The organism is Streptomyces sp. NPDC026500 (genome assembly GCF_055567635.1).
In genome coordinates, this window is the sequence record NZ_JBVHQB010000015.1 from 166,141 (window position 1) to 189,365 (window position 23,225).

Annotated in this window: 20 protein-coding genes; 9 read left to right on the forward strand and 11 right to left on the reverse strand. The window is 71.7% G+C overall.

From position 1 onward, the window contains the following. Positions 1-32 precede the first annotated feature (32 nt). A complete protein-coding gene (recG, locus tag ACZ4N5_RS26350) occupies positions 33-2,249 on the reverse strand; it encodes an ATP-dependent DNA helicase RecG (protein WP_467759519.1) in 2,217 nt (738 codons plus the stop codon). Between the two features lie 167 nt (positions 2,250-2,416). Between recG and ACZ4N5_RS26355 the strand changes: the two genes are divergently transcribed. Next, entirely contained in the window at positions 2,417-4,255 is a 1,839-nt protein-coding gene (locus ACZ4N5_RS26355) for an HSP90 family protein (RefSeq protein WP_467759520.1), read from the forward strand. After that, complete coding sequence (locus ACZ4N5_RS26360; protein ID WP_467759521.1) at positions 4,252-7,695, forward strand: tetratricopeptide repeat protein; 3,444 nt, start codon at positions 4,252-4,254, stop codon at positions 7,693-7,695. Before ACZ4N5_RS26355 ends, ACZ4N5_RS26360 begins: the two co-directional genes overlap by 4 nt. 200 nt (positions 7,696-7,895) lie before the next feature. On the opposite strand, the gene ACZ4N5_RS26365 is transcribed toward ACZ4N5_RS26360, so the two are convergent. Continuing rightward, the gene (locus ACZ4N5_RS26365; protein WP_467759522.1) at positions 7,896-8,825 is read right to left on the reverse strand and encodes a LysR family transcriptional regulator; all 930 of its coding nucleotides are present in this window, start codon (positions 8,823-8,825) and stop codon (positions 7,896-7,898) included. Between the two features lie 81 nt (positions 8,826-8,906). On the opposite strand from ACZ4N5_RS26365, the gene ACZ4N5_RS26370 reads away from it, so the two are divergent. Next, on the forward strand, positions 8,907-9,833 hold the full coding sequence (locus ACZ4N5_RS26370) for a DMT family transporter (protein WP_467759523.1): 927 nt from the start codon (positions 8,907-8,909) through the stop codon (positions 9,831-9,833). 29 nt (positions 9,834-9,862) lie between these two features. Here ACZ4N5_RS26370 and ACZ4N5_RS26375 read toward each other — a convergent pair whose 3' ends face one another. Then, positions 9,863-11,809 (reverse strand): DAK2 domain-containing protein, encoded by a 1,947-nt coding sequence (locus ACZ4N5_RS26375; RefSeq protein ID WP_467759524.1) that lies wholly within the window; start codon positions 11,807-11,809, stop codon positions 9,863-9,865. A 258-nt stretch (positions 11,810-12,067) separates the two neighbouring features. On the opposite strand from ACZ4N5_RS26375, the gene rpmB reads away from it, so the two are divergent. After that, positions 12,068-12,253 (forward strand): 50S ribosomal protein L28, encoded by a 186-nt coding sequence (gene rpmB / locus ACZ4N5_RS26380; RefSeq protein WP_467759525.1) that lies wholly within the window; start codon positions 12,068-12,070, stop codon positions 12,251-12,253. A gap of 429 nt (positions 12,254-12,682) precedes the next feature. On the opposite strand, the gene ACZ4N5_RS26385 is transcribed toward rpmB, so the two are convergent. Beyond that, positions 12,683-13,648 (reverse strand): thiamine-phosphate kinase, encoded by a 966-nt coding sequence (locus ACZ4N5_RS26385; protein ID WP_266763152.1) that lies wholly within the window; start codon positions 13,646-13,648, stop codon positions 12,683-12,685. 206 nt (positions 13,649-13,854) lie between these two features. On the opposite strand from ACZ4N5_RS26385, the gene ACZ4N5_RS26390 reads away from it, so the two are divergent. Next, complete coding sequence (locus ACZ4N5_RS26390) at positions 13,855-14,088, forward strand: Lrp/AsnC family transcriptional regulator (protein ID WP_355766626.1); 234 nt, start codon at positions 13,855-13,857, stop codon at positions 14,086-14,088. Between the two features lie 20 nt (positions 14,089-14,108). Beyond that, positions 14,109-14,618 carry a DUF3515 domain-containing protein gene (locus ACZ4N5_RS26395; protein ID WP_467759526.1) on the forward strand — a complete coding sequence of 170 codons (510 nt, stop codon included), beginning with the start codon at positions 14,109-14,111 and terminating at the stop codon, positions 14,616-14,618. Between the two features lie 21 nt (positions 14,619-14,639). On the opposite strand, the gene ACZ4N5_RS26400 is transcribed toward ACZ4N5_RS26395, so the two are convergent. The 3 genes from ACZ4N5_RS26400 to ACZ4N5_RS26410 all read right to left on the reverse strand — a co-directional run bounded on the left by ACZ4N5_RS26400 (position 14,640) and on the right by ACZ4N5_RS26410 (position 17,692). Then, complete coding sequence (locus ACZ4N5_RS26400; protein ID WP_467759527.1) at positions 14,640-15,797, reverse strand: D-alanine--D-alanine ligase family protein; 1,158 nt, start codon at positions 15,795-15,797, stop codon at positions 14,640-14,642. Positions 15,798-15,914: 117 nt separating this feature from the next. Then, the gene (locus tag ACZ4N5_RS26405; protein ID WP_401337274.1) at positions 15,915-16,925 is read right to left on the reverse strand and encodes an NAD(P)H-dependent glycerol-3-phosphate dehydrogenase; all 1,011 of its coding nucleotides are present in this window, start codon (positions 16,923-16,925) and stop codon (positions 15,915-15,917) included. Beyond that, on the reverse strand, positions 16,922-17,692 hold the full coding sequence (locus ACZ4N5_RS26410; RefSeq protein WP_467759528.1) for a lysophospholipid acyltransferase family protein: 771 nt from the start codon (positions 17,690-17,692) through the stop codon (positions 16,922-16,924). The genes ACZ4N5_RS26405 and ACZ4N5_RS26410 overlap by 4 nt, the downstream gene beginning before the upstream one ends. Before the next feature lie 144 nt (positions 17,693-17,836). On the opposite strand from ACZ4N5_RS26410, the gene cofC reads away from it, so the two are divergent. After that, the gene (gene cofC, locus ACZ4N5_RS26415; protein ID WP_467759529.1) at positions 17,837-18,475 is read left to right on the forward strand and encodes a 2-phospho-L-lactate guanylyltransferase; all 639 of its coding nucleotides are present in this window, start codon (positions 17,837-17,839) and stop codon (positions 18,473-18,475) included. Positions 18,476-18,712: 237 nt separating this feature from the next. Then, positions 18,713-18,916 (forward strand): hypothetical protein, encoded by a 204-nt coding sequence (locus ACZ4N5_RS26420; protein ID WP_261708243.1) that lies wholly within the window; start codon positions 18,713-18,715, stop codon positions 18,914-18,916. Positions 18,917-18,983: 67 nt separating this feature from the next. Here the strand turns inward: ACZ4N5_RS26420 and ACZ4N5_RS26425 are convergent, their stop codons facing one another. The 4 genes from ACZ4N5_RS26425 to leuC all read right to left on the reverse strand — a co-directional run bounded on the left by ACZ4N5_RS26425 (position 18,984) and on the right by leuC (position 22,290). Then, positions 18,984-19,619, reverse strand: coding sequence for an HU family DNA-binding protein (locus tag ACZ4N5_RS26425; protein WP_467759530.1), 636 nt, complete (start codon positions 19,617-19,619; stop codon positions 18,984-18,986). A gap of 138 nt (positions 19,620-19,757) precedes the next feature. Beyond that, complete coding sequence (locus ACZ4N5_RS26430) at positions 19,758-19,988, reverse strand: SCO5555 family protein (protein ID WP_355842458.1); 231 nt, start codon at positions 19,986-19,988, stop codon at positions 19,758-19,760. A 278-nt stretch (positions 19,989-20,266) separates the two neighbouring features. Next, positions 20,267-20,860, reverse strand: a complete 594-nt coding sequence (leuD, locus tag ACZ4N5_RS26435) for a 3-isopropylmalate dehydratase small subunit (protein WP_467759531.1) — start codon at positions 20,858-20,860, stop codon at positions 20,267-20,269. Positions 20,861-20,865: 5 nt separating this feature from the next. Then, positions 20,866-22,290 (reverse strand): 3-isopropylmalate dehydratase large subunit, encoded by a 1,425-nt coding sequence (gene leuC / locus ACZ4N5_RS26440; RefSeq protein ID WP_467759532.1) that lies wholly within the window; start codon positions 22,288-22,290, stop codon positions 20,866-20,868. A 192-nt stretch (positions 22,291-22,482) separates the two neighbouring features. On the opposite strand from leuC, the gene ndgR reads away from it, so the two are divergent. Continuing rightward, positions 22,483-23,199 carry an IclR family transcriptional regulator NdgR gene (ndgR, locus tag ACZ4N5_RS26445; RefSeq protein ID WP_028806673.1) on the forward strand — a complete coding sequence of 239 codons (717 nt, stop codon included), beginning with the start codon at positions 22,483-22,485 and terminating at the stop codon, positions 23,197-23,199. Positions 23,200-23,225: the final 26 nt, after the last annotated feature.

The following is a 23,225-nucleotide window of genomic DNA, read 5'->3' on the forward strand; positions in this document are numbered from 1 at the left end:
CAGTCTCTCAGCCGTCGGCCGGCCGCCGCCGCTCAGCCCTTGTCCAGGTACTGCTCCCGTTCCTCGTCCAGCAGGGCGTCCAGGGCGGTGCGCAGGCCCGGGAGTCCCTGGAGATCCGGGTCGGCCGCGACGACCGAGGTCGCCTCCTCACGGGCCTCCGCGATGATCTCCTCGTCGTCGATGACGGCGAGCATGCGCAGGGAGGATCGGACGCCGGACTGGGCCTGGCCGAGGACGTCGCCCTCGCGGCGCTGTTCGAGGTCGATGCGGGAGAGCTCGAAGCCGTCCAGGGTCGAGGCCACCGCGTTCAGCCGCTGCCGGGCCGGGCTCGCCTCCGGCATCTCGGAGACCAGGAGGCAGAGCGCGGCGGCCGAGCCACGGCCGACGCGGCCGCGCAGCTGGTGGAGCTGGGAGACACCGAACCGGTCGGCGTCCATGATGACCATGGCGGTGGCGTTCGGGACGTTCACGCCGACCTCGATCACGGTCGTGGCGACCAGGACGTCCGTCTCGCCCGCGGCGAACCGGCGCATGACGGCGTCCTTGTCGTCGGGATGCATCCGGCCGTGCAGGACTTCGACCCTGAGTCCCTGGAGGGGGCCCTTGGCGAGCTGGGCGGCGACGTCGAGGACGGCCAGCGGCGGACGCTTCTCCGCCTCGTCCTCGGGGGACTTCTTCTTGCCGCTCTTCTTGGGGTCGTCCTCCTCGTCACCGATGCGGGGGCAGACGACGTACGCCTGATGGCCGTTCTCCACTTCCTCGCGCACGCGCTCCCACGCGCGCGTGAGGAAATGCGGCTTGTCCGCGGCCGGGACGACATGGCTGGCGATCGGGGAGCGCCCGGCGGGGAGCTGGTCGAGCACGGAGGTCTCCAGGTCGCCGAAGACCGTCATCGCGACCGTGCGCGGGATGGGCGTGGCGGTCATCACCAGGAGGTGCGGGGGCTGCTTGCCCTTGCCGCGCAGGGCGTCGCGCTGCTCGACGCCGAAGCGGTGCTGCTCGTCGACCACGACCAGGCCCAGGTCGTGGAACTGCACCTTGTCCTCGATCAGCGCGTGCGTGCCGATCACGATCCCGGCCTCGCCGGTGACCAGGTCGAGCAGCGCCTGCCGCCGGCCGGCGGCCCCCATGGAACCGGTGAGCAGCACGACCTTCGTGGAGTGCTCCGCCCCGCCGAGCATGCCGCCCTCGGCGAGCTCCCCCATCATCTCGGTGATCGACCGGTGGTGCTGCTGGGCGAGCACCTCGGTGGGCGCGAGCATCGCGGCCTGCCCACCCGCGTCGACCACGGCGAGCATGGCGCGCAGGGCCACCATCGTCTTTCCCGATCCGACCTCCCCCTGCAGCAGCCGGTGCATCGGGTGTTCGGTGGCGAGGCCGTCGAAGATCTCCTTGGAGACCTTCCGCTGGCCCTCGGTGAGGGTGAAGGGCAGTTTGGCGTCGAAGGCGGTCAGCAGGCCGTCGGGCCGGGGGGTGCGGGCGACGGCGGGGAGCTGGGCGTCGGCGTGGCGGCGGCGGGCCAGGGCGACCTGGAGGACGAAGGCCTCGTCCCACTTGAGGCGGGCGCGGGCGTCGTGGATGTCCGCCTTGGTGTGCGGGCGGTGGACCTTGAGGAGGGCCTCGGGGAGGGTGACAAGACCGCGGCCGTCCCGCAGCGAGTCCGGGAGGGGATCGACCGCTTCCTGCGCGCTCGGCAGCACCGTCTGGACGGATTTGGCGATCTTCCAGGACTCCAGCTTGGCGGTGGCCGGGTAGATCGGGATGAGGGCGCCCGCCCAGCTGTCGACGCTCTCCACGGCCTCGTCGCCCTCGCCGCGCAGCAGTTCGTACGCCGGATGGGCCAGCTGGAGGCGGCGGTTGAAGACGGAGACCTTGCCGGAGAACATCGCGCGGGTGCCCGGCAGCAGGTCCTTGTGGGGCTTGTGCACGCCGTGCCCGAAGAAGACCAGCTGGAGGCGGCCGCTGCCGTCCGTGATGGTCACTTCGAGGCGCTGGCCCTTGCCGCGGGGCGCCTTGGACGAGGCGAAGGTGGCCAGGCGCGCGTCGGCGACCTGGGCGACCACGGTCACGTGTTCGTCCAGCGGCAGGTCGGCGAGGTGGGTGAGCTGCCCGCGCTCCTCGTATCTGCGGGGGTAGTGGTGCAGCAGGTCGCCGACGGTGTGCAGGCCGAGGTGCTCGGCCATCACCTTCGCGGTGGCGGGACCGAGCGCCTTCTTCAATGGTTCTTCGAGCACGGGCACGAGATCCATTGCACACCACCGCACTGACATTGCCGTATACGTCCCGGAAATCCGCTGGTCAGACGGCTCGTTCCGGGCCTAGGATGACGCGCTCCGGCCCTCTTCGCGGTCACCGTCCCCCGGGACCGCCCGACCCCGCGCCGTCGCACGTCCCCCCACCCACCGGCGCAGCGACGATGGACTCCCAGACCTCACAGCCGTCCCAGGCCTCCCCGTCACCTCATACGTTCCAGGTCGACCTGCGCGGTCTGGTCGACCTCCTCTCCCATCATCTCTACTCCAGTCCCAAGGTCTATCTGCGCGAACTGCTGCAGAACGCCGTCGACGCGATCACCGCGCGGCGCGCCGAGCAGCCGGACGCCCCGGCCACGGTGCGGCTGTACGCCGAGGACGGCGCCCTGCGGGTGGAGGACTCCGGCATCGGGCTCACCGAGTCCGACGTGCACAGCCTGCTGGCGACCATCGGCCGCAGCTCCAAGCGGAACGACGGCCTGGAGTCGGCGCGTTCGGACTTCCTCGGCCAGTTCGGCATCGGGTTGCTGGCGTGTTTCGTCGTCGCCGAGCGCATCCGGGTGGTCAGCCGCAGCGCCCGGACGCCCGACGCGGCGCCCGTCGAGTGGACGGCGGCCGACGACGGCTCGTACACCGTGCGCACCCTGCCGCACGAGGCGCGCACCGAACCGGGCACCACCGTGCACCTGGTGGCGCGCGCCGGGGCCGGCGAGTGGCTGAGCGAGGAGCGGGTCCGCTCGCTGGCACGTGACTTCGGGGCGCTGCTGCCGTACGACGTGCGCGTCGGCGACGAGCCGATCGCGGACCTTCCCGCGCCCTGGGACCGGCCCTATCCGAGTCCCGCCGGCCGAAGGATCGCCCTGGCGCGGCACTGCCACGACCTGTTCGGGTTCACTCCGCTGGACTCGATCGACCTGGACGTGCCGCTCGCCGGGATCCGGGGCGTGGCCTACGTCCTGCCGTCGGCGGTCAGCCCCGCCCAGCGCGCGACCCACCGCGTGCACCTGAAGGGCATGCTGCTCACCGAGCGGGCCGAACAGCTGCTGCCCGACTGGGCGTTCTTCGTGCGCTGTGTCCTCGACACGGACAGTCTGCGGCCCACCGCGTCGCGCGAGTCGCTGTACGAGGACGAGACCCTGGCCGCCGTGCGGGAGGCGCTGGGCGAGCGCATCCGGTCCTGGCTGACCGGACTCGCGGCGGGCGATCCGGAGCGGCTGGCCGCGTTCTTGTCGGTGCACCACCTGGGTGTGAAGTCGCTGGCCCGGCACGACGCGGAGATGCTGCGCACGATGCTGCCGTGGCTGCCCTTCGAGACGACCGACGGACGGCTGTCCCTGGAGGAGGTCGCGCAGCGGCACCCGGTGGTGCACTTCACGCGGACCGTCGAGGAGTACCGGCAGGTCGCGCCGATCGCCTCCGCCCAGGGTGTCGGGGTCGTCAACGGCGGCTACACGTACGACAGCGAGTTGATCGAGGCGTTGCCTGCGGTGCGCCCCGGGACGGTCGTCTCGGAGCTGGACGCGGACACCGTGACGGCTCATCTGGACGCGGTGGACCCGGCCGAGGAGCTGGCCCTGTCTGCCTTCCTGGGGGTCGCGCGGGCCAGGCTCGACCCGCTGAACTGCGATGTCGTCCTGCGCGCCTTCCACCCCATGTCGGTGCCCGCCCTGCATCTGGACGACCGGGCGGCCCGCCACGAGCAGGCACGTGCGGAGGCCGAGGAGCAGGCCGACGATCTGTGGGCGGGCATTCTCGGCTCGCTGCGCGGCAGCACCCCCCGCGCGCGTCTGGTCCTCAATCACCTCAACCCGCTGATCCGCAAGATCAGTTCGCTCGGTGATCCGGACCTGATGGGCACCGCAACGGAGTCTCTCTACGGACAGGCCCTGCTGATGGCCCAGCGCCCGCTGCGGCCCGCGGACTCGGCGCTCCTCAACCGCGCCTTCATCGGCCTCCTGGAGTGGGCCACCCACCCCGACCCCGGAAAGGACGACCGCCGATGAACCCGGCCATGGACTTCGACACGCTGCGCCGGGCGATGGCGGACAACTACGAGCAGCCGGAGGGGCCGGGCCGCAACGCGCGCGCGGAGCAGCTGCTCGTGGAGGCGGAGAAGCTGAACATCCCGCTCGCCGTCATCGAGGCGCTCGGGCACCAGCTGAAGGTCTACAACTACAGCTCCGAGAAGGGGAAGATGTTCGTCCCCTTCGCTCGGCTGCTGCGCATGTGGGACGAGCGGCCCGAGGACTTCGACGAGTTCGAGATCCACTCCCTGCACTGGGTCTTCAAGTGGATGTCGGCGGGCATGCTCGACCAGCCGCACGTTCCGCTCGCCTCCATAGAGAAGTGGCTCGGCGAGATGGAGCACCGCTACCGTCTGGCCGGCCACTCCGAACGGGCCGTGCGCAGCGCCGAGTTCAGTGTCGCCGCCCACCTGGGCGATGTGGAGCGCGCCGAGCGCGCGTACGCCGCCTGGATGGCCGCGGACCGCGACTCCATGGCCGACTGCCACGGGTGCGAGCTGCACGGGCAGGGGTGGTGGCGGGCTGTGCGCGGCGCGGACCCGGAGGCGCTGGAGCTGTGGGCGCCGGTGCTGGAGGGCGAGTACACCTGCGCCCACGAGCCGCACACCGTCCTCGCGTCCTCCCTGCTGCCGCTGCTGCGCCTGGGGCGCGTCGACGAGGCGCGCGCCCATCATCTGCGCGGTTTCCGGCTGGTGCGGGCCATGGAGAGCATGCGGGGCGCGTACGCGGACCACGTGGAGTTCTGCGCGCTCACCGGCAACGAGGCCCGCGCCCTGGAACTGCTCGCGGAGCGCCCGGCCTACTTCACGGACTCCGGGGACCCGCGCAGCAAGCTCGACTTCATGGCCGTGGTGGCGCTCACCATGGACCGCCTGACCTCCCGCGGACTCGGCGGGCAGCCGGTTCCCGGGCCCGCGGGGCGCGGGTGGACGGCGGCGGAACTCGCCGTGCACGCGCGCGGGGAGGCGCTCGACCTGGCCGCGCGGTTCGACGCCCGCAACGGCACGTCGTACGTCAGCGAGCGCGCCCGTGCCCGCATGGATCAGCCGGCGCTCGTCGACCGGCTGCCGCTGGGCGTGCGCTCCGCGCGCCCGGCACGCACCGGCCACCACGTGCCGGCGACGGCCCCCGCTCCCGTGCCGCGGGCCGGGGCCGAGGCCGCCGAACCCGGCCTGGACGCGCTGCTCGCCGAGGCCCGGCGGCTCTCGGCGCTGCGCAACCCGGACGCGGTGGAGGCGTGGGCGGCGGTCTCGCGCGCCTCCGAGGGCCACGAGCTGCGGGTCCGCGACCGCGCGGAGATCGCCGATCACGCGGCGATGGGCCGCGGGCCGCAGGGCGCCGACCTCTTCCACCGGGCCGCCGAGCTGTACGCCGAGGCGGGCGACCCCGGCGAGGCGCTGGCGGCCCGTTCCCGCGCCGCGTACGTCCAGGCGCTGTCCGGCGGGGCGGCGGAGGCCCTGGACATCGTCGCGGAGCTGCGCGAGCAGGTGCTGGCCCTCTTCGCGGCGGGCGGGACGGAGGTGTCGCAGACGGCGTCCGTGCTGGTGGGGCGGGCGCGGACGCTGATGCATCGGGTGGACGAGCTGGAGGCCGGTCCGCAGGGCGGGCAGCCGCTCGCCGGCACCGACACCGAGGGCGATGTCATGGTCGCCGCCGAGGAGGCCGCGCGGGAGTTGCTGGCCCTCACGGAGCCGCACGCCGGGGAGGACGTGGCGCTGGCGTCACGGGCCGCCGAGGCGTACGCGATGCTCGGGGAGCTCGCGGCCCGCGCCGACGACGCCGAAGGAGCCGCCGAGTTCCTCTCGCGCGCCGTCGAGGGGTTCGTGGCGGCGGGGCTGCCGTGGTTCGCCGTCGAGTACGACTCCCGGCTCGCCGGAATCGCGATGCACCTCGGCGACACGGAGGCGGCGGAGCGGGCGACGCGCGCGGCGCTGGAACACGGAGATTCCCACCTGGAGCCGACCGGCCATGCCCAGCTGCATCTCCGGCTCGCCGAGATACTGGCCGCCACCGGGCAGTTCGGCCCAGCCTCTGAGCATGCCCTGGAGGCCGCGCACTGGGCCGACGAAGCGGGCGAGGCCGCCACGTTGGGGGCCTGGGCCCGCCACCAGCTCGGTGGTTTCCTGCTCCGCCGGGGCCGGTGGGCGGAGGCCGCCGAGATCCTGGAGTCGGCGCTGCCGGATCTGACCGGCGACATGCACGGAGACGGCGCGATCGTGCAGACGCGCTGGTGGCTCGGCGACTGCCTCACCGAGCTCGGTGAACACCGCGAGGCCGCCGAACACTGGCTGCGCGCCGCGGACATCGCCCGGCACTGGCCCGAACAGCGCGACCACGCGATGCTCGCGCATCTCGCCGCCGAGGCCCTCGGGCACGCCGGAATGACCGCCCAGGCGGATCAGGCGTACGCCCGTGCGGGCGACCTCTGGCGCGAGCTGGGCAACGTCCACGGGCTGGTCCGGGCGCTCCGGGCCCGCGCGTGGGGCGCGGCCCGGCTGGACGGGGGGCTCGACGGTGCGCGGGAGCTGATGGGAGCGGCGGTCCAGGAGTGCGAGTCGGCGCTGGAGAGCTGGGCGGCTGCCCCGGGCTCGCCGGAGACGGAGCACTCGGGCATGCCGGACGACTCAACCGAGGCCGGAGCCGGAGACGGGGGCGAGCCCGGGAGCGGCGGCGCGGACGGAACGGGAACCACCGCCGGGACCGGTGCCGGGGCCGGGGCCTGGGCCCGCCTCACAACAACCACGGACGGAACCGGGGCCCACCTCACGACCGAAACCACAGACGGAACCGGGGCCCATCTCACGGCCGGGACCATAGACGGGACCGGGGCCCACCTCACGACCGAGACCACAGACGGGACTGGGGCCCGCCTCGCGGCCGGGACCATAGACGGGACCGGGGCCCACCTCGCGACCGAGACCACAGACGGGACCGGGGCCCGCCTCGCGGCCGGGACCGAAACCGGACCCGCAGCCGGAGCAGGGCCCGAAACCGGAGCAGAAACCGATTCCGGAATCGCCTCCGGAATCGGCGATGGGGTCGAGGACGAGGAGGCACGGCGCCGTGTCGTCGCCGAACTCGGGCACACCCACCGTCAGTTCGGGGATCTGGTGGCCCGTTCCGTGCCGAACGACGCGGAGGAGGCTGCCACGCGGGACGCGTTCGAGGAGGCCCTCGGGCACATCACCCGGGCGATCCTCGTGTTCGCCTCCCTCGGGGACTCCCTTCTCGACGCCCGGACGGGCGCCGAACTGACGGCCGGCCGACTGGAGGCCGACCTGGGACGGCACGAGGCCGCCACGGCACGCGCGCGCGGGGTCCTTGCCGCGTGCACGCGGCTGGACGGGGACGTCGCCGAGGCCCGGCGGGCCGAGGCCGAGCAGATGCTCACGCTCATGGAAAAGGCCGGCAGGGCCTGATCGGTGCCGAGGCGCGGCGTCCCCGCGTCTCGGCATCAGCTCTCCACGCCTCGGTACCCGCTCTCCGTCCCTCGGCATCAGCTCTCCACGCCTCGGCACCGGCTCTCCGTCCCTCGGGATCAGGGGGCATGGCGCGGAGGTCCCAGCGCCCCGTCGAGATCGGCGTCGAGATCGCCGTCCAGATCCCGTCGCCGCCCGTCTCACGGTGGACCGGCAGCGTCGGAATCCGCGTCGTCGCCGCCCCGGATCGCCTCGGCCGCACGGCGCAGTTCGTCGAGCACCGTCCGTACGGCCCTGCGTGCCACGCGTTCGGGACGGTGGAGCACGTCGATGCGCCGTACGGCGTGGACCCCGCTGAGCGGTCTGAGGACCAGGGCGGGATGCCGGCGCGTGGTCCAGCGGGGCATCAGGGCGAGCCCGCCTCCCGCGGCGACGGTCTCCGCGACGACCGCGAATTCGTTGATGCGGTGGACGATGTCGAGCCGCCGGTTCGCGGCGGTCGCGATGGCGTCGATGGTCGCCATCAGCGGGAATCCGTCGTGCACGGTGATCCAGGGCTGATCGGCGACATCACGCGGGGTCAGACGCTCCTCGCGGGCCAGCGGGTGGTCGGCCGGCATGGCGACGTCGAGCGGTTCACGCAGCAGCGTGGTGGCGGTGACGGTGCGCGGCCAGGGCGGCGCGTGCGCGAGGTGATGAGCGAGTACGAGGTCGTAGTCCCGGGTCAGCCGGGGAAAGTGGTCCTGCGCCACGTCCTCGTCGGCGAGCGAGAGCCGCGGGGCCCGCGGGTCCCGGCCGCGCAGCAGGATCGGGAAGAACGTGGCGCCCGCGCTGTGGAAGCCGGCCACCGACACGTCTCCGGCCGGCTCGTCGACGAACTCGTCCACGGAGTGCCGCGCCCGGGCGAGGGCGCTCTCCACCTCGATCGCCGCGCCGGCCAGCGCCCGCCCCGCGTCGGTCAGCACCAGCCGGCGTCCGTCGCGTTCGGTGAGCGGGACGGGAATCGAGCGCTGCAGCAGGCGCAGGTGCTGCGAGATCGCCGAGGGGGTCATCAGCAGCGCCTCCGCCACGGCGGTGACACTCCCCAGCTCACCGAGTTCGCGCAAGATCCGCAGCTGCCGTTCGTTCACCCGCTCATTGTAGTGATGCTTAAAAGACGCTGAAGAACTTCGCCCTGGGCTTCAGAGTCGGTGTGGGGGAACGTGTGGGGCGTGTCCAGAGTCCGCAGCACCGACGCGGTGCTTCTCCTTGTCGCCGCCGTCTGGGGTTCCAGCTATCTGGCCGCCAAGACAGCCACTTCGGCGCTCCCCGTCCTGCTCGTCCTGTTCGCCCGGTACGGGATCTCGGCCGTCGCCTGCGTCGCCCTCGTCGCCGCCCGGCGCCGGACAGGGCGCTGCACGCGCGACGAGCTCCGCGTCGGGGCGGCGCTGGGGGTCACTCAGGCAGCGGTCCTGGTCCTGGAGACGTACGGGGTCGCGCACACCAGCGCGGCCAACGCGGGCCTGATCATCAGCCTCACCGTCGTCCTCACCCCGCTGCTGGACCGCACGTCCGGCGCGGCGGGGCTGCCGCTTCGCTACTTCGCCGCCACCGGTCTGTGTCTGCTGGCCGTCGGGCTCCTGGTGTCCGGCAGCGGTTTCCATTCACCCCGGAGCGGTGACCTGCTGATCCTCGCCGCCGCGCTGGTTCGCGCCGCCCACGTGGCGCTCGTGGGGCGGCTCACGGCCCGTCGCTCCGTACGGCCGCTGCATGTCACGGCCGTCCAGACGGTCGTCGGCTCCGCCCTGTTCGCGGTGCCCGTCGCCGGCACCCTGCCGACGCTGGGCAGGGTGGATGCCGCGGGCTGGACGCAGCTTCTCTATCTCGCGCTGTTCTGCAGCGTGTTCGCCTTCCTCGCCCAGACCTGGGCGGTGCAGCGCAGTTCCGCCAGCCGGGCCAGTCTGCTGCTGGGCACCGAGCCGGTCTGGGCCGTCGCGGTCGGCATCGGCCTGGGCGGCGAACACCTCACGGCCCTCACCGCCCTCGGTGCCGTGCTCATGGTCGCCGGAACCTACTGGGGGCAGTCCGTCGAACGCGCCCACCGGGCGGTCGTACCCGGGGAGCATCCCCGGCGGGACACGGTTCCCGCGAGCGTCTGAAGGCCACCACGGGCCGCGGGCCGCGGTCGCTACTCGACCCCGATCAGCAGCAGCGCGCCCTGGCGCCCGCCCCGGTACACCACGGTGTCCACCGCCAGGTACGACTCCCGTACCCGGGACTCCAGGTGGGCGGCGATGGTCTCGGGTGCCTCGTCGCCCAGGACGAGGGTGACCATCTCACCGCCCGCCGAGAGCATCCGGTCGAGGACGGTCTCCGCCGTGGTGGTGAGGTCGGCGCCGATGACGGCGACGTCGCCGTCGATGAGGCCGAGGACGTCCCCGGCCTGGCAGATGCCGGCCATGGTCCAGGACTGCCGCTCGGCGACGGTGACCTCGGCGTAGCGGGTGGCGCCGGCCGCTGAGGTCATCGCGACCACGTCCTCGTCGAAGCGGCGCTCCGGTTCGTGCACGGCCAGCGCCGCGATGCCCTGTACGGCGGAACGGGTCGGGATCAGCGCGACCCGGACGCCCTCCGCGCGGGCCTGTTCGGCGGCCGCCGCCGCGGTGTGCCGCAGGTCGGCGTCGTTGGGCAGCAGCACCACCTCGCGCGCGTGGGCCCTTCGTACGGCCTCCACGAGCTCCCCGCTGGCGGGCGGCTCCCCCGGCCGCGCCAGCACGGTGGTCGCCCCGGCCTCCGTGTAGAGCCCGGCCAGGCCCTCGCCGGGCACGACGGCCACGACGGCTCGCTGCGCCCGCTCCCGGGGCGGACGCCCGGCCCCGGCTCCGGTGTGCACGTCTCCGAGCCCGAAGTGGGTGATTCGGATACGGTACGGCCGCCCCGCCTCGACGCCCGCCTCGACGGCCGCGCCCGCGTCGTCCACATGCACATGGACGTTCCACAGGCCGTCGCCGCCGACCACGACGAGGGAGTCGCCGAGGCCGTCGAGCCGGTCCCGCAGTCGGTCCACGGCAGCGTCCTCGGCTTCGAGGAGGTAGATCACCTCGAAGGCGGGATGGCCGTCCTCCGCGGCCCCGTCCACGCAGGCGTCCACCGCGTCGGCCGGGTCGCCGTCCCGCACATCCGGTCCGTCGGCCCCGTGCCTGACCGGGCCTGGACGTCCACTCGCGCCCCCTCCGGTGGCTCCGGTGGCTCCGGGATGAGCGTCCCGGCTGTCGGCGGTTCCGGACGCCGGGATGTCGGCCGTACCGGCCCCGCCCGTGGCATCGGGAACGGTCTCCTCCCCCGGCCCGTGGAGGCCGGCGGACCCCGCGGGCGTCCTCGGCGCCTCCCCGGTGAACGTCTGCACCAGGGCCGCGAGCACCGCCACCAGTCCCCGCCCGCCCGCGTCGACCACACCGGCGCGCTCCAGGACGGCGAGCTGCCCGGTGGTCGCGGCGAGCGCGGCGCTCGCTCCCTCGTAGGCCGCGAGGGCGACCGTTCCGCAGTCCCCTTCGGCGCCGGAAACCGCGTCGGCGGCGGCCGAGGCGACAGTGAGGACCGTGCCCTCGACCGGGTGCGCGACGGCCTTGCGTGCGGAATCGGCGGCGTTCCGCAGGGCGAGGCCCATGCCCTGGCCGTCGGTGTGAGCGGTCTCACCGTCGGCGGCGAGCACCTGGGCCATGCCCCGCAGCAGCTGCGCGAGGATGGTTCCGGAGTTGCCGCGGGCCCCGATCAGCGCCCCGTGCGCCATCGCTCGCACGGCGTCGGCGAGGGAGACACCGCCCCCTCCGGCGGTCCCGGAACCTTCGACGGTCCCTGATCCTTCGGGGGGCCCGTTCCCTTCGGCGGTCCCGTTCCCTTCGGCGGCCTCATGCGGCGCCGGGGCGGCCATCGCCTCGTACCCCGCGAACACCGCCTCGACCGCGGCCGCCGCCGACTCCAAAGTCAGATACAGGTTCGTCCCGGTGTCGCCGTCCGCAACCGGGTAGACATTGATCGCGTCGATCTCCTCGCGCGCGCGGCCCAGGGCCTCCAGCGCGAGGCCGCACCAGGTGCGCACCGCGAGAGCATCGAATGTCTGCGGCACCTGCGGCACCTGCGCCTCCTTGAGCTGCTGGACGTGGGACGCAGCGTAGACCCAGAAAGGGTTACTGCCGGTAGAGGGCCCTGAGGAGGGCGGAGTGGCAACCGGCCGGTCATGGTAGTTTCGTTCTCCGGACGCAGTCGTTGTATGCTGCTCCAGTTGCCCGATCCGATCGGGCCATCCCCCTGGCACCGCCACTCAGATCCTAGATCTTGATTCTCGGCATGCCGGGATCAACCGTAAGTGCATCTGAAGTCTTTGGAGTGACCCGTGGCTGCCAACTGCGATGTCTGCGGCAAGGGGCCGGGCTTCGGCAATAACATCTCGTTTTCGCACCGCCGTACGCCGCGCCGTTGGAACCCCAACATCCAGCGCGTCCGTACCGTGGTGAGCGGGACGCCGAAGCGCGTGAACGCTTGCACCTCGTGCATCAAGGCCGGCAAGGTCACGCGCTGACAACCGCTAGCGCGCGGCCACTGCTGGTACGTCTGCACTGAGCCCGTCCACCTCACGGTGGGCGGGTTTTTTGCTGCCCTGATTCGTCCCTCACGAGCGCGGCCACCGTGCTCCTCCACGCGGGGCGGACGCGGTCCCGGCGGGCTTCGTCAAGAAACTCACCGAGAAGGTCGCGACCGGCATCGAGCTGCGGGACCGTCCGCGCCCGTGAGCGACGGGCCGACCCTTCGCGGACCGGGCCCCCACGGGCGCGGGCCCCGCTCCCCACGCGCGAGCCACCGGACGCGGACAACTCGGCCCCGGCCCGGCGGATTTCCGCCGCGATCCGCCCACCGGGCCGACGGGTGGCCCCGTCTCGCCTTCCGGACCCCGAAGTCCGCCCCCTGGACAGCATGTTGGGCGCCGGAGGCGCGCCCCGGCGCCGCGGCCTCAGGACTCGATGTCCCCGAAGTGGTCCCAGCCGCCCTTGCTCGTCCAGGGGGCGCCGTCCACGGTGACCTGGGGCAGGGCCGACGGGTTGAGGACCTCGCCGATCACCTTCCAGCGCGCGGGCAGCTTCACGTCCGGCGGGAAGGTCGCGACGATCGCGTGGTCCTCGCCGCCGGTGAGCACCCACTGGATGGGGTCGACGCCGACGGCCTGACCGATGTCGTTCATCTGGGAGGGGATGTCGATGTCCCCGGAGCGGACGTCGATGCGCACCTTGCTCGCCTCGGCGATGTGTCCGAGGTCGGCGATCAGGCCGTCGCTGACGTCCGTCATCGAGGTCGCGCCGAGTCCGGCGGCCGCCGGACCCGCGTGGTACGGCGGTTCGGGCCGGCGGTGGGCCTCGACGAAGGCGCGCGGCGAGCGGAAGCCCCGCGACAGCACCGCGAACCCCGCCGCGGACCAGCCCAGCCAGCCGGTCACGGCGACGACGTCACCGGGCTGCGCGCCGGCCCGGGTGACCGGCTCGTGGTTGCGCAGATCGCCGAGCGCGGTGATCGCGATGGTGATGGTCTCACCCCGTACGACATCCCCGCCGACCACGGCCGCGCCCGCGACCTGGCACTCGTCGCGCAGCCCGTCCATCAGCTCGGAGGGCCAGGTGGCCGGGAGCTCGGCGGGCACGACCAGGCCGAGCAGCAGCGCGGTCGGTACGGCGCCCATCGCGGCGATGTCCGCGAGGTTCTGCGCGGCCGCCTTGCGGCCGACGTCGTACGCGGTGGACCAGTCGCGGCGGAAGTGCCGTCCTTCGAGGAGGATGTCGGTGCTCGCCACGACCCTGCGGTCCGGCGCTGCCACCACCGCGGCGTCGTCGCCGGGGCCGACCCGGACCGCCGGGGTGGTGGTGAGACGCGAGGTGAGCTCTCGGATGAGCCCGAACTCCCCCAACTCGCCCACGGTGCCCTTCATGATCGTCGTGCTCCCTCTGTCGCTGCTCGTGCCCGGTCGCGAGCCGTCTCCGTACTCGGTACGGTCGAGTTGACCGTCAACTTGCGCAGTCCCTCCACCCCGGCGCGCGAGCCCCAGTCACCGCGGGTCTCCCCGCGGCGAGCGGCAACGCGATACCGTGGCGTTCCTTTTCCCCACATGATCCTCGTGGCCGCCCTGGAGGTTCCGTGGTACAGGCGTACATCCTGATCCAGACGGAGGTCGGCAAAGCGTCGACCGTCGCCGAGACGATCAGCAAGATCCCGGGGGTGATCACGGCCGAGGACGTGACAGGACCGTACGACGTGATCGTGCGCGCCCAGGCCGACACCGTCGACGAACTGGGTCGCATGGTGGTCGCCAAGGTCCAGCAAGTGGACGGCATCACCCGCACCCTGACCTGCCCGGTCGTGCACCTGTAGCCCCCGTCTACCCTTGGCCGGTGAACTTCTTCCGTCACCGGCACACCGCTCTGCTCGGGCCGCCCGCTCTCGCAACGCTGATCGCGATCGCGGGCTGCTCCTCAGCAGACGACAGCGCGTCCGTCGCGGTTCCGAGCGCGGACACGAAGGTCACCGAGCTGTGCCAGAACCTGGACAAGGTGCTGCCGCGGACAGTGGACGGCCGGAGCCGCGAGGACCCGGAGCCCCGGTCCGCGTTGACCGCGGGCTGGGGAAGCCCGGCGATCATACTGCGCTGCGGTGTCGAGCGGCCTCCGAAGATGGTCGATCCGAAGGTCGCGACGGGCGACGACCCGAAGGCGGTCGGCGGCGGTGTGAACGGCGTCGACTGGCTGATGGAGAAGCAGGACGACGGGACGACCCGCCTCACCACCGCGTCGCGTCTGGCGTACGTCCAGGTCACGGTGCCCGGAGGTGCCGATGTCTCCGGTGTGCTCGTGGACCTGGCCGCCTCCGTCAAGAAGGCGATCCCCAAGGGGATCGCCGACTGACACCGTGGTCCCGCGGGATGCTCAGCGCAGCCCGGTGGACCGCCGCAGTGCCGCCTGGATCAGGCGGTCGACGAGCTCCGAGTAGCCGATGCCCGTCTCGCGCCACATCCGCGGGTACATGGAGATCGGCGTGAAGCCCGGCATCGTGTTGATCTCGTTGATCACGAACTCGCCGTCCTCGGTGAGGAAGAAGTCCGCGCGGACCAGGCCCTCGCAGGACGCCGCTTCGAAGGCCTCGACGGCCAGGCGGCGGACCTCGGCGGTCTGCTCCTCGGTGAGCGGCGCGGGCACGATCCCGTCGGCCGCGTCGATGTACTTGGCCTCGAAGTCGTAGAAGGCGTGCGACTGCACGGGCGGGATCTCCGCGGGGACCGAGGCGCGCGGTCCGTCCTCGAACTCCAGGACCCCGCACTCGATCTCGCGGCCGCGCAGCAGCGCCTCCACGATGATCTTCGGGTCGTGCCGCTGGGCCTCCTCGATGGCCTCGTCGAGGCCCGAGAGGTCGTCGACCTTCGTGATGCCGAACGACGAGCCCGCGCGCGCGGGCTTCACGAAGAGCGGCCAGCCGTGCTCACCCGCGAAGTCGACGATCTTCTTGCGGGCGGCGGACTCGTCCTGCTGCCACTCGCGCGGCCGGATCACCACGTACGGGCCCACCTTCAGGCCGAACGAGGTGAACACCCGCTTCATGTAGTCCTTGTCCTGGCCGACGGCCGAGGCGAGCACGCCCGAGCCGACGTAGGGGACCCCGGACAGTTCCAGGAGGCCCTGGAGGGTGCCGTCCTCGCCGTACGGGCCGTGCAGCATCGGGAAGACGACGTCGACCTCGCCGAGCGCCTTGGGGACCGAACCGGGTTCGTTGTAGACGACCTCGCGGTTGGCCGGGTCGACGGGGAGCACCACGCCGCCCTCGCTGGACTCGGCGAGCTGCTCGACGCTGGGCTGCTTGCGGTCGATGATCGCCATGCGTTCCGGCTCGTCCGCGGTGAGCGCCCAACGGCCGTCCTGGGTGATGCCGATCGGCAGTACGTCGTACTTCGTACGGTCGATGGCGCTGAGGACGGCGCCGGCCGTGACCACGGAGATCCCGTGTTCGGAGCTGCGGCCGCCGAAGACGACGGCCACGCGCGGCTTGCGAGGCGGCTGCTCAGGGTTCTGGGAGAGGTTCTCGGTGCTCATATCGCGTTGAGAGTACCCGGTGGTACGGCGGTGAGTCAGCGCCCCACGGCGGCCGTTGCTCAGCGTCGTGCCCACCGTTGCGGAGCGTCGCCCACCTGGCCGTTCGGCGAAGCCGGTTCAGCGGCGTTCGGACTTCGCGCTGCGCGACATCAGCTCCTTGAGGGCGACCACCGGGGGCTTGCCCTCGTGGACGATGCTGACGACGGTCTCCGTGATCGGCATGTCGACGCCGTGCCTGCGGGCCAGATCCAGCACGGACTCACAGGACTTGACGCCCTCGGCGGTCTGCCGGGTGACCGCGATGGTCTCCTGGAGGGTCATGCCCCTGCCGAGGTTGATGCCGAAGGTGTGGTTGCGGGAGAGCGGCGAGGAGCAGGTCGCGGCGAGGTCGCCGAGGCCCGCGAGGCCGGAGAACGTCATCGGGTCCGCGCCCATGACGAGTCCGAGCCGGGTGGTCTCGGCGAGGCCGCGGGTGATGAGCGAGCCCTTGGCGTTGTCGCCCAGGCCCATGCCGTCGGCGATGCCGACGGCGAGACCGATCACGTTCTTGACGGCGCCGCCGAGTTCGCAGCCCACCACGTCGGTGTTCGTGTACGGGCGGAAGTACGGCGTGTGGCTGGCGGTCTGGATGCGCCGGGCCACCGCCTCGTCGCGGCAGGCGACGACCGCGGCCGCGGGCATCCGCTGGGCGATCTCCTTGGCGAGGTTGGGTCCGGTGACGACGGCGACGCGGTCCGCGGAGACCTTGGCGACCTCCTCGATGACCTCGCTCATCCGCTTCACGGTGCCGAGTTCGACGCCCTTCATGAGCGAGACGAGCACGGTGTCCGGGGCGAGCAGCGGCACCCATTCCGCGAGGTTCCCGCGCAGGGTCTGGGAGGGCACGGCGAGCACGGTGAAGTCGGCGTCGCGCGCGGCCTCGGCCGGGTCGGCGGTGGCCCGCAGGTTCTCGGGCAGTTCGATGCCCGGGAGGTAGTCCGGGTTCATCCGCGTGGAGTTGACCGCGTCGGCGAGTTCGGGGCGGCGCGCCCACAGGGTGACGTCGCACCCCGCGTCGGCCAGCACCATGCCGAAGGCCGTACCCCACGATCCGGTCCCGAAGACGGCCGCCCTGACCGGCTTGCTCACGTGCCCTGCCCTTCTTCCTGCTGTGCTTTCGACTTGGCCGTGGCCCTGCGGCGCTGCGCGATGCGCACCTCGCGCGGGTCGTACACGTTCTCGGGCGCCTTCTCGCCGCGGATCAGCTCCAGCTGCGCGGTGACGGCGGCCATGATGACCTCCGTGGCCTCCTTCAGGAGGTCCGGGTTCATCTCCCTGTCGTAGAAGCGCGAGAGGTCCACCGGCGGGCCCGCGAGCACGTGGTGGGTCTTGCGCGGAAGGACGTTGGGCTTCTTGGCATACGGGGGCAGCAGTTCGTTGGCGCCCCACTGGGCGACCGGAATCACCGGGCACTTGGTCTGCAGGGCGACCCTGGCCGCACCGGTCTTGCCAGTCATCGGCCAGCCGTCGGGGTCACGGGTGAGCGTGCCCTCGGGATAGAACGCCACGCACTCACCGCGTTCCACCGCGTCGATCGCGGCCCGGAAGGCGCTCAGCGCGTCGGTGCTCTCGCGGTAGACGGGAATCTGTCCGGTGCCACGCATCGCGGCGCCGACGAATCCCTTCTTGAAAAGGCCTGCCTTCGCCAGGAAGCGCGGAACACGCCCGGTGTTGTACTGGTAGTGCGCATACGCGAAGGGGTCCACGTGGGAATTGTGGTTCACCGCGGTGATAAATCCGCCCTCGGCCGGAATGTTCTCCATTCCTCGCCAGTCCCGCTTGATCAGAACCACCAGCGGCGGTTTGCAGAGAACCGCTGCGAAGCGGTACCAGAAGCCGATTCTGCGGCGGGGCACGCGGACACCTTCCTCTAGAGCCTGGGGGGCCGCACAAGTGTCGCTCCAGGCCGCCTGTCTGTCGAGAACACCGTACGCCCCGGCGCCCGGACCGCCAGGGTGACCGGGTCACAATAGGGCGTGACTGGAGAGGGCGGAGCGCTCGTGCGGTGGACCTTGGTCGTACCCCTCAAATCCTTGGCGCGGGCCAAGAGCAGGCTGGCGGACACCGCCTCCGACGTACTGCGCCCCGGCCTCGCCCTCGCGTTCGCGCAGGACACCGTGGCGGCGGCGCTGGCCTGCGCCGCGGTCCGGGATGTGGCGGTCGTCACGGGCGACGTGCTGGCCGGGCGGGAGCTGTCCGCGCTGGGCGCGCGCATCGTCGCGGACGAACCGGGAGGGGGCCTCAACGCGGCGCTGACGCACGGAGCAAGGGTCGTACGGTCCCGGGATCCCCAAAGCGCCGTTGCGGCCCTGAACGCCGACCTGCCCGCTCTGCGCCCTTTGGAATTGGCCCGGGTACTGGCCGCCGCCGGTGAATTCCCCCGCGCTTTTCTGGCCGATGCTGCCGCAATCGGCACCACTCTCCTGGCCGCTTCCCCGGGCCTGGAATTGGTCCCCGCTTTCGGCGGCGATTCCCGGGCCCGCCATCGCGCCTCGGGAGCCGCGGAACTCCGTCTCGACGCGGTGGATTCGGTACGCCAGGACGTGGACACCCGGGACGATCTGCGGGCGGCGCTGACGCTCGGCGTGGGCCCTCGCACGGCCGCCGCGGCGGCACGGTTGCTGATTCCCGGGCAGTAGGCGGCGGTAGGCCGGTTCGCCCGCGGCGGGCCGCTCCCCCGCCGGTCCAGCGCCGCTCCCCCGCCGGTCCACCGGCCGCCCGGTTCGTCGCCGACGGGAGAGTCTCCGGTACGGGCCGAACCGGGGTCCGTACGGGCCGAACCGGGTCCGTACGGGCCGAGCCGGGGTCCGCGCGGCCGGGCGATACCGGCGGGCCTCGCGCGGCGCTCCGCGCGGTGCGGTCAGTAGGCTGCCCCCATGCAGGCGACCTCGTACACGTACGACCCCGAGACCCGCAGCGGACAGGTGCTGCTCGACGACGGCACTCCGGTGCCCTTCGACGGGCCGGCGTTCGACGCCGGCGGGCTGCGGTTGCTGCGGCCGGGTCAGCGCGTGCGGATCGAGACCGAGGGCGAGGGTGCGGAGCGCCGGATCACCCTGATCACGCTGCAGACGTTCTGAACATGCCGCGGGCCGGGCTCCCGGTGGGAGCCCGGCCCGGCGCGTGAGGTGCCCGTGCGCCCGGCTTCTAGCGGGCGGTGGCCTTCTTGGCGGTGGTCTTGCGAGCCGTCGACTTCTTGGCGGGGGCCTTCTTGGCCGTGGCCTTCTTCGCCGGAGCCTTCTTGGCCGCGGTCGTCTTGGCGGTGGTCGTCTTGGCCGCGGTCTTCTTGGCGGCGGCCGTCTTCGCCGTCGTCTTCTTCGCCGCGGTCTTCTTCACGGCGGCCGTGGTCTTCTTCGCGACCGTCTTCTTCGCCGCGGTCTTCCTGACCGCCGCCTTCTTGGCGGTGGTGGCCTTCTTGGCCGCGGCCTTCTTCACCGTCGCGGAAGCTCCGCCGGAGAGGCTGCCCTTCGGGGCCTTCTTGACCGCGACATCGTTCTTCGGGAGCTTCTTCGAGCCGCTCACCAGGTCCTTGAAGCCCTGGCCGGCACGGAAGCGCGGCACGGAGGTCTTCTTGACCCGAACACGCTCACCCGTCTGCGGGTTGCGGGCGTAACGAGCCGGACGGTCAACCTTCTCGAAGGAACCGAAGCCGGTGACCGAGACCCGGTCTCCGCCGACAACCGCACGGACGATGGCGTCCAGTACCGCGTCGACCGCGTCGGCGGCCTGCTGACGCCCGCCGACCTTGTCGGCAATCGCTTCTACGAGCTGCGCCTTGTTCACGTCTTCCCCTTCGGAGACATTGCCCGAACGAATGCGTTCAAGCTTTTTCGCACGTTAGGCAGATATATACCGCAAATCAAACACGAAACGGGCTAATCACCCTTGTGCCGCAACGAACTCGGGCCGCAGCGGAGTTCCTCAGCGTTCCCCTTCGAGGAATCGACCCTCGTCGAGGTCGGTGGTGAACCGCTCCAGTCGCCTTGTCGCATCGGCGAGATCGTGCTTGGCCGCGGCCGTAATGACCAGCAGCTTCCGGGTCAGCGCCATCCGTACGCCCTCCGGGACTTGCAGTGCGCGCACTCTTGTGTGCGCTTCCTTGAGTTGGGCCGCGACTGCCATGTAGAGCTCGAGTTGGCCGTCACGTTCCATGCACAGATTGTGCCATCTGGGGCGAGTTGTCGCCTGCGCAGGGGGTAACTGCCGCCCCCCGGAAGCCTCCTGACCACCCTGGCCGGAAGTCGCCCCTCCTTGCGCGTACCCAGGCAACGCCCCTTGTAACTAGGGGAGTTGGCATGCTTCTCGGGGGCACGCGGGAGCCGTTCGGGAGCAGAAACAGCTGTACCCCCAACCGTCCACGATTGGGGGTACAGCGGGATGTTGCGGTGGCTGAAATCAGTCTTGACCGGGCCGCGATCCGGCCCTGGCCGTCAGACCTGCAGCGTCTTCGGCTTGTGCGACGGCCGCTTGGCCTCGTACTCCGCGATGTCGCCCTCGTTCTGGAGGGTGATGGAGATGTCGTCCAGTCCGTTCAGCAGCCGCCAGCGGGCGTTCTCGTCGAGCTCGAAGGCGGCGGTGATGCCCTCGGCGCGCACCTCACGGGCCTGCAGGTCGACCGTGATCTCGGCCTGCGGGTCGTTCTCCGACAGCTCCTGGAGCGCGTCCACGATCTTCTGCTCCAGAACCACCGTGAGCAGGCCGTTCTTGAGCGAGTTGCCGCGGAAGATGTCGGCGAACCGGGACGAGATGACGGCCTTGAAGCCGTAGTTCTGGAGAGCCCAGACGGCGTGCTCGCGGGAGGAGCCCGTACCGAAGTCGGGACCCGCCACCAGAACCGTGGCGCCCTTGCGCTCGGGCTGGTTGAGGATGAAGGACGCGTCCTTGCGCCAGGCCTCGAAGAGACCGTCCTCGAAACCGTCCCTGGTCACCTTCTTGAGCCAGTGGGCGGGGATGATCTGGTCCGTGTCGACGTTGCTGCGGCGCAGCGGGACGGCCCGGCCGGTGTGCGTGGTGAATGCTTCCATGACTCTCAGACTCCAGCGGGCACAGGGGCGTCGGACAGGTCGGCCGGGGAGGCCAGGTGGCCGGCGACCGCCGAGGCGGCGGCGACCTGCGGCGAGACCAGGTGCGTACGGCCGCCCTTGCCCTGCCTGCCCTCGAAGTTGCGGTTGGAGGTGGACGCGGAGCGCTCACCGGGCGCCAGCTGGTCGGGGTTCATGCCCAGACACATCGAGCAGCCCGCGTGCCGCCATTCGGCGCCGGCCTCCTTGAAGACCACGTCCAGGCCCTCGGAAACGGCCTGCAGACCGACCCGCGCGGAGCCGGGGACGACGAGCATCCGTACACCGTCGGCGACTTTGCGGCCCTCGACGATCGCGGCGGCCGCACGCAGGTCCTCGATACGGCCGTTGGTGCACGAACCTACGAAGACGGTGTCGACCTTGATGTCACGCAGCGGCTGTCCGGCGGTCAACCCCATGTATTCCAGGGCCTTTTCGGCGGCGTGGCGCTCCGAAGCGTCTTCGTACGAAGCCGGGTCGGGGACGTTCGCCGAAAGCGGCGCTCCCTGGCCGGGGTTGGTGCCCCAGGTGACGAACGGCGACAGGGAGGCGGCGTCGATGACGACCTCCGCGTCGAATTCGGCGTCGTCGTCGGACTTCAGGGTCTTCCAGTATTCGACCGCGGCGTCCCAGTCCTCGCCCTCGGGGGCGTGCGCACGGCCCTTGAGGTACGCGAAGGTCGTCTCGTCGGGGGCGATCATGCCCGCGCGGGCGCCGGCCTCGATCGACATGTTGCAGATGGTCATCCGGGCCTCCATCGAGAGCTTCTCGATGGCGGAGCCGCGGTATTCCAGGATGTAGCCCTGGCCGCCGCCGGTACCGATCTTGGCGATGATCGCCAGGATCAGGTCCTTCGCGGTGACGCCGTCGGGCAGTTCGCCGTCGATCGTGATGGCCATGGTCTTCGGGCGGGCCAGCGGCAGCGTCTGGGTGGCCAGCACATGCTCGACCTGCGAGGTGCCGATGCCGAACGCCAGGGCGCCGAAGGCACCGTGCGTGGAGGTGTGGGAGTCACCGCAGACCACCGTGGTGCCCGGCTGGGTCAGACCCAGCTGCGGTCCCACCACGTGCACCACGCCCTGCTCGACGTCGCCCAGCGAGTGCAGCCGTACGCCGAACTCGGCGGCGTTCTTGCGCAGCGTCTCCAGCTGGACCCGGGAGACCGGGTCCGCGATGGGCTTGTCGATGTCGAGAGTCGGGGTGTTGTGGTCCTCGGTGGCGATGGTGAGGTCGAGGCGGCGCACCGGGCGCCCCGCCTGACGCAGGCCGTCGAAGGCCTGCGGGCTGGTCACCTCGTGCAGCAGGTGCAGATCGATGAAGAGGAGGTCGGGTTCGCCATCGGCGCGCCGGACGACATGGTCGTCCCAGACCTTCTCCGCGAGTGTCCTACCCATCGCTTTCCCTCCGGCCGGCTTGTGTGGCGCCGGCCCAACTAGAGATTTCCCGGGGCGGTGAACGTCCGTACCCCTTGTTCCGGACGTCGTCCGCCGGACCCGTTGGTTCGCGGGCCGCTGTGTCTACAAGGGTGGCGCTTTCCACCGGAAATTGAACTTGCGTTTCACAGAGTGAGACGCGAGTATCGTTTCATGGACAACAGTAGCGGCGTCGGCGTTCTGGACAAGGCAGCCCTTGTCCTGAGCGCTCTGGAGTCCGGTCCGGCCACCCTCGCGGGCCTGGTCGCGGCGACCGGACTGGCACGACCCACGGCACATCGCCTCGCCGTGGCACTTGAACACCACCGCATGGTGGCGCGCGACATGCAGGGCCGTTTCATTCTCGGACCCCGGCTCGCCGAACTGGCCGCGGCCGCGGGTGAGGATCGTCTCCTCGCGACGGCGGGCCCGGTGCTCACACACCTGAGGGACATCACGGGCGAGAGCGCGCAGCTCTACCGCCGCCAGGGCGACATGCGCATCTGCGTCGCCGCGGCCGAGCGGCTGTCCGGTCTGCGGGACACCGTCCCGGTCGGCTCCACCCTCACCATGAAGGCCGGCTCCTCCGCCCAGATCCTGATGGCCTGGGAAGAGCCCGAGCGGCTGCACCGCGGTCTGCAGGGCGCCCGCTTCACCGCCACCGCCCTGTCGGGAGTACGGCGCCGGGGCTGGGCCCAGTCGATCGGTGAGCGCGAGCCGGGCGTGGCGTCCGTCTCCGCGCCGGTCCGCGGTCCCTCGAACCGTGTCGTGGCCGCCGTCTCGGTCTCCGGACCGATCGAGCGCCTGACCCGTCACCCGGGCCGTATGCACGCCCAGGCGGTCATCGACGCCGCCGGCCGTCTCTCCGAGGCCCTGCGCCGCACGGGCTGACCCTCGCTCCACTCCCCGCGCGCGAC